Below are 4694 nucleotides of genomic sequence, written 5' to 3'. Positions count from 1 at the left end.
GACCTGATCTCGCCGGAAATCCTCGAACTGGCGCGGCGCGAGGCCAAGCGCATGCTGGTCGGCAAACGCGGCGGGCGGACAAGCTGCCGGCAGGAGGATATCAACCGGATGATGCTCGGTCTGGCGCGGGCCGGAAAACGGGTCGTGCGGCTGAAATCGGGCGACCCCTCGGTGTTCGGACGGTCCGGCGAGGAAATCACGGCCCTTCGCGAAGCGGGCATCCCGGTCTCGGTGATCCCCGGCGTCACCGCCGCAAGCGCGCTCGCCGCCGGCGCCACCACCTCGCTCACCCACCGCGATTGCGCCCAGTCTGTCCGCTTCGTCACCGGGCACTCGAAAAAGGGTGCGCTGCCGGAAGACATCGACTGGCGCGCCATCGCCGACCCGACGACGACCACGATGTTCTACATGGGCGGCCGCACCGCCGGCGAAATCGCAACACGGCTGATCGCCGAAGGGCTTTCGCCGGAAACCCCGGTCCTGATCGCTTCCAACATCAGCCGACCGGACGAAAGACGCTGGCACGGCACGCTCGCAAGCCTTGGCCGGGGCATGGCTGAAATCGGCCATGACAACCCGGTCCTGTTCGGCGTCGGCCGGGTCTTTGCGAAGACCGTCGCGGTAAGCGACAGGCAGGCTTTATTGCCGCGTTATCTCAAGGAAGTTCGGCCTTTGCCGGCGACGGTTTATAACAATTCCAGGTGAAGTGGACACCGGTTCACCGTCCGGAATTGCGTAAAAACAAAGAGATAGAACCTTTCCGCGTTTCCGTGAAATGCGGAAAGGTTCTAGAGCCCTTCAGGCTGGTTTCCAGCCGCGCTCGGACAAGGGCTGGTCCGGCGCTTCGATGGTGATAAAGCTGGCGAGTTCGGGGCCGAAGGTCGGCAGCGCCATCGGGCAGCGGACGCCTGGCAGGACCCGCACGTCGAAGAGCTCCTTGATCCCGCCCTCGAGGCGCAGCCATTCGACGATATCGCCATTGGCGGTGTTGACGATCTGCAGCCCGCACCAGGCCTCGGCCTTGCGGCTTTCCAGCTCCTCCTGGAGATTGAGCCCGGAAAACACACCCTCGCGCCGCGCCAGCGAAAGCCCGACCAAGGCATGGCCGTCATGGAAGGACAGGCCGCGCAGGAAGCCGGGGCAGAAGGCAACGCGCTCGCGCGTCCTGCTTTCAAGGTCCAGCCGGGTGAGATAGCCATTGCCGGAATCGAGAAACCACAGAGCGCCCTCGTGCAGGCGCGGGGAATGCGGCATCGACAGGCCTTCGGCGACAATCTCGTCCGTTTCGATATCGACGACCACGCCGCCATCGCGACGATGCTCGCGCCAGCCGTCGACGATGTCCGAGGTCGAGACCGAGGTGACAAAGCGCGGAACGCCGTTTTCCATCGCAAGTCCGTTCAGGTGGCAGCGGTCCTCCGGGGCCAGCCTGGAAATGAACGGCGGGCGCCAGACTGGCTTGAACGAATGGGCGACGCTGTCGGTCGCCAGACACGAATATTTGGTGTTGACGAAAAGCAGCCGACCGGCGGCGTCGATGCCCAGCTCATGAACATCGAGATCGGACACCGTCTGGCCGCGGCGCGGCACGTAGAGCCTGTCGAAATGCTCGTTGGCGCGCTCATTGGGCGCCAGTACGTTCTCAAAGCGCCAGATCTGGGCAAGGCCGGCCAGCAGCAGGCGCTGGGCATCGCCGATCAACCCCATGGCTCGGACGAAATTGCGCTGGTGCAGCGAGAGCGACCCGTTGGGCAGGGTGCCGACAAGAAAGAGCTGGCCGGTCTGGTAGGAGGTGAAGGCCAGCGAGCAGTTGTGCATGGCAAGCCACTGCGGAAAGCCGCGCGAACAGGTCACATTGGTCTGCAGCACCGCGGGATCCACCCGCGCCTCGGGCGCATCCGCGCGGTCCGGCGCAGCGGTGCCGTTGGCGGCATTTTTGTCTTCGGACGGATCGGCGGGCATGCGGTATTCCTGTGCGTTGGGTAGGCTGGGGAGAGCGGCAATGGCGCTTGCGGCTCTCCAGCGTTTTTGGCAGGCCGTGGCCTGCGATTTTGTCAGAACCGGTAGCCGAACCGCACGGAGCCGACATGCGACTGATAGTCGTCGGCGAACGAGCCGTCATACTGGAACTTCAACTCCATGCCCTGGCGTTGCGCAAGGTCGAGCCCGAGCGAGACATGGCCCACCGTATCGGCGATCGGCGTAAAGGTCGAGAAGCTGTCCATCGAGGAGAGGCCCGCAAACCGCGCCGTCGTCTCCCATTCATCCGATGTCAGGAAGGTCACGCCGAGATCGCCGTAAAGCCGCGCCGGCCAGTTTTCCTTGAACGGTATCCGCGCGCCGAACTCGATGCCCGGCGTGACGCCGAACGCGGTATCGGAATTGCCGTCGACCATCAGGTTCACCGCGCCGGCGCCGGTTTCGGTGTAGCCGAACTGGTGCATGTTGATGACATCGAAATCCACCTTCGGGCGCATGTAATACTCATCGCCGAGGGCTATTTCATAGGACGCGCGGAACCGGGCGAAGAACATCGCCGAATCCGGCTCGCCCCGCGCCGTGGCCGAGAGCGTGTCGAGGTTGATATAGCGTTTGGAATCGCCCCAATTGTAGCCCGCGCCGCCGACGAGGCCGAAGAGCCACGGCCCCATCTCCCGCTTCAGCGCGACCGCGCCGGTGAAGGATTGCTGATCCATCTTCTCCGAACCGCTGTCGTTGCGGAACCAGCTGTTTTCATAGGTGAGCCCCGAGCCAAGGAACCAGCCATCGCTGAGCTCCGTCTGGCCGCCGATCTGCAACCCGCCGACCGACTGGGTGTAGCCGGAAGCATCGCCATGGGCGTCCTGCGTCGTCTCGCCGCCAAGCACGCGGCTCCATACGCATGAGCCCTCATCCATCATCACGCCGGTCGTCTCGAAGGCCGGGCACGACAGCACGCTGTTGGCCGCGGAAATCGCCGCCGAGGGCGAATCCGCCAGCGGCGCCGCCGCCGTCTGCGAGGCGAGTTCCAGCAACATGTCGGAGAAGGTATCGGGCTCGGACTGATGGAACGCGCCGAAGGCCTCGCCGAGCGAAATCTCGTCCTCGGCGAACTTCACTTCCGTGGCGCTGCCGTCGGCGACCTTGTCCCAGGCCTGCTGCATCGCCTTCGAAACCTCGCCGGCATTCTTGCCGAGCGAGACGCCATTGCCGGTGAAATACGCGTCATCGACCGAGAAACCGTACCAGCCCTCTGCCGATTTCGTCACGTCGGTGAAATCGAAGACCAGCGAGGAAAGTGCCGTGAGCGACGAGGTGTCGCTGCCCTCGGCCTTCAGGAACTCGCTGCGCGCGTTCGGAAGCAGGGCATTGGCGTTGATATCGACGCCCCAGGTCCCGGCGAAGTCGCCTTCGATCGTCAGCCGGTCGGCCGTGCCGTGTTCCATGTCGACATCGAGATTGGTGAGCAGCCCGCCCTTGCTGGCGCTTTCCGTGCGCCAGTCGATCCGGTCGCTGCGCTTGAAATAGCTGAACGGCGAGAACGTGGTCGAAAGGCCGAGATCGGCGACATCATAGGCGCTGCCCGATGAGCCGATGCCGGCGAGATCGCCGGTGAAGGTCGTAGCAATCGTGTTCCACGCGCCGCCCGGGTCAATGCTGCCGGCATTGAGCACAGCGTCGACATCGGCGATCGCGCCGGTCACGAACGTGCCAGTTCCCTGATTGAGGAAAAGGCTTGTGCCACCGACAGCCGCCATCTGCACCGCGCCATTGGCCGCGGAGGACGATGAAGTGGCGAAGTCGTGCTGCACGATATTGCCGGTGAATGTGCCGGAATTGCTGTGTGTGATGCTGGTCTTCTTGGCCGCGGAAACATAGAGCGCGCCGCCCTGAAACTCTCCGTCCACTGCGGCCGCTTTGGACCCCGTCAGCGATCCGCCCTGATCCAGCGTCAGCGTCATCGTCTCGCCGGTCGTCTGGGCCCATACGCCCCAGGCGGTCGGGTCCGTCACGGTAACCGATCCGTCGATCGTCACGGCGAGCGAGCCAGATGACGTATTGCCATCCGCATCAGAACCTTTCGTGTTGTTGAAACGACCGAGTGTGCCGGCATAGGTCTTGCCGTTTTGTGTGAAGATGCCGCCCGACCCGCCAATGGCCTGGGCCACGATGCCGTGGGCGTATTTGCCGGTGGTCTGGACAGACGCGCCGGCGTCGACCGTAACGTTGACGATGCCGGCGCTGTCCGCGTTGCCGCTGTCGGAATAGTAGTAATTCGAGCCGCTCGACGTGCCGCCGTAATAGCCGTAGGACGCGTTGAGCTTCTGCGCCAGATCAGCCGCCACGCCACCGCCGCCGGAAATCGTCTGCGCCAGTATGCCGAAAGCGCCATCGCCGGAGGTAATGATGGTGGCGCCGTCCTCGAGCGTGACCGACGCCTCGTCGGCGCTGTTGGGCGCCTGTTCCTGGACGAAGGATATCTTGTCAGTGACAGCAGCGGCTGCCGTCAGGAAGCCGCCGCCGCCGCTGATCGACTGCGCGACGATGCCCGCCGAGCGCGCGCCATAGGTGGTGATCGCGCCGCTGTGGGTGATCGCCACCTTGCCGCCATGGGCCGAACCGGAATTGCTGCTGGACCCCATGGTCACGCTCAGCACATTGGTGATGGTATCGTCATTGACCGCATTGGCTGTGCCGAGCGCCACGCCGACGAG

3 protein-coding genes are annotated in these 4694 nt (G+C 64.3%); 1 reads left to right on the top strand and 2 read right to left on the bottom strand.

Annotated features, from left to right (window positions below; all coding sequences use genetic code 11):
- Positions 1-705 (top strand): uroporphyrinogen-III C-methyltransferase (cobA, locus tag B4E36_RS08600; protein WP_345900238.1); only part of this gene is annotated, 705 nt, incomplete at its 5' end.
- Positions 706-798: 93 nt separating this feature from the next.
- Here cobA and B4E36_RS08595 read toward each other — a convergent pair.
- Together B4E36_RS08595 and B4E36_RS08590 are read right to left on the bottom strand one after the other, a co-directional pair.
- On the bottom strand, positions 799-1962 hold the full coding sequence (locus tag B4E36_RS08595) for a TIGR03032 family protein (protein WP_292052058.1): 1164 nt from the start codon (positions 1960-1962) through the stop codon (positions 799-801).
- Positions 1963-2054: 92 nt separating this feature from the next.
- Positions 2055-4694 (bottom strand): autotransporter outer membrane beta-barrel domain-containing protein (locus tag B4E36_RS08590; RefSeq protein WP_345900237.1); only part of this gene is annotated, 2640 nt, incomplete at its 5' end.

It is taken from the genome of Martelella sp. UBA3392 (assembly GCF_002358775.1).
GTDB lineage: Bacteria > Pseudomonadota > Alphaproteobacteria > Rhizobiales > Rhizobiaceae > Martelella > Martelella mediterranea.
The sequence above is the reverse complement of the archived record's forward strand: the minus strand, read 5'-3'. Positions and strand labels throughout refer to the sequence as shown.

Bases quoted from the DNA above. Each gene is read 5' to 3' on its own strand.
- B4E36_RS08595 (WP_292052058.1), bottom strand. From the start codon at position 1,962: ATGCCCGCCGATCCGTCCGAAGACAAAAATGCCGCCAACGGCACCGCT.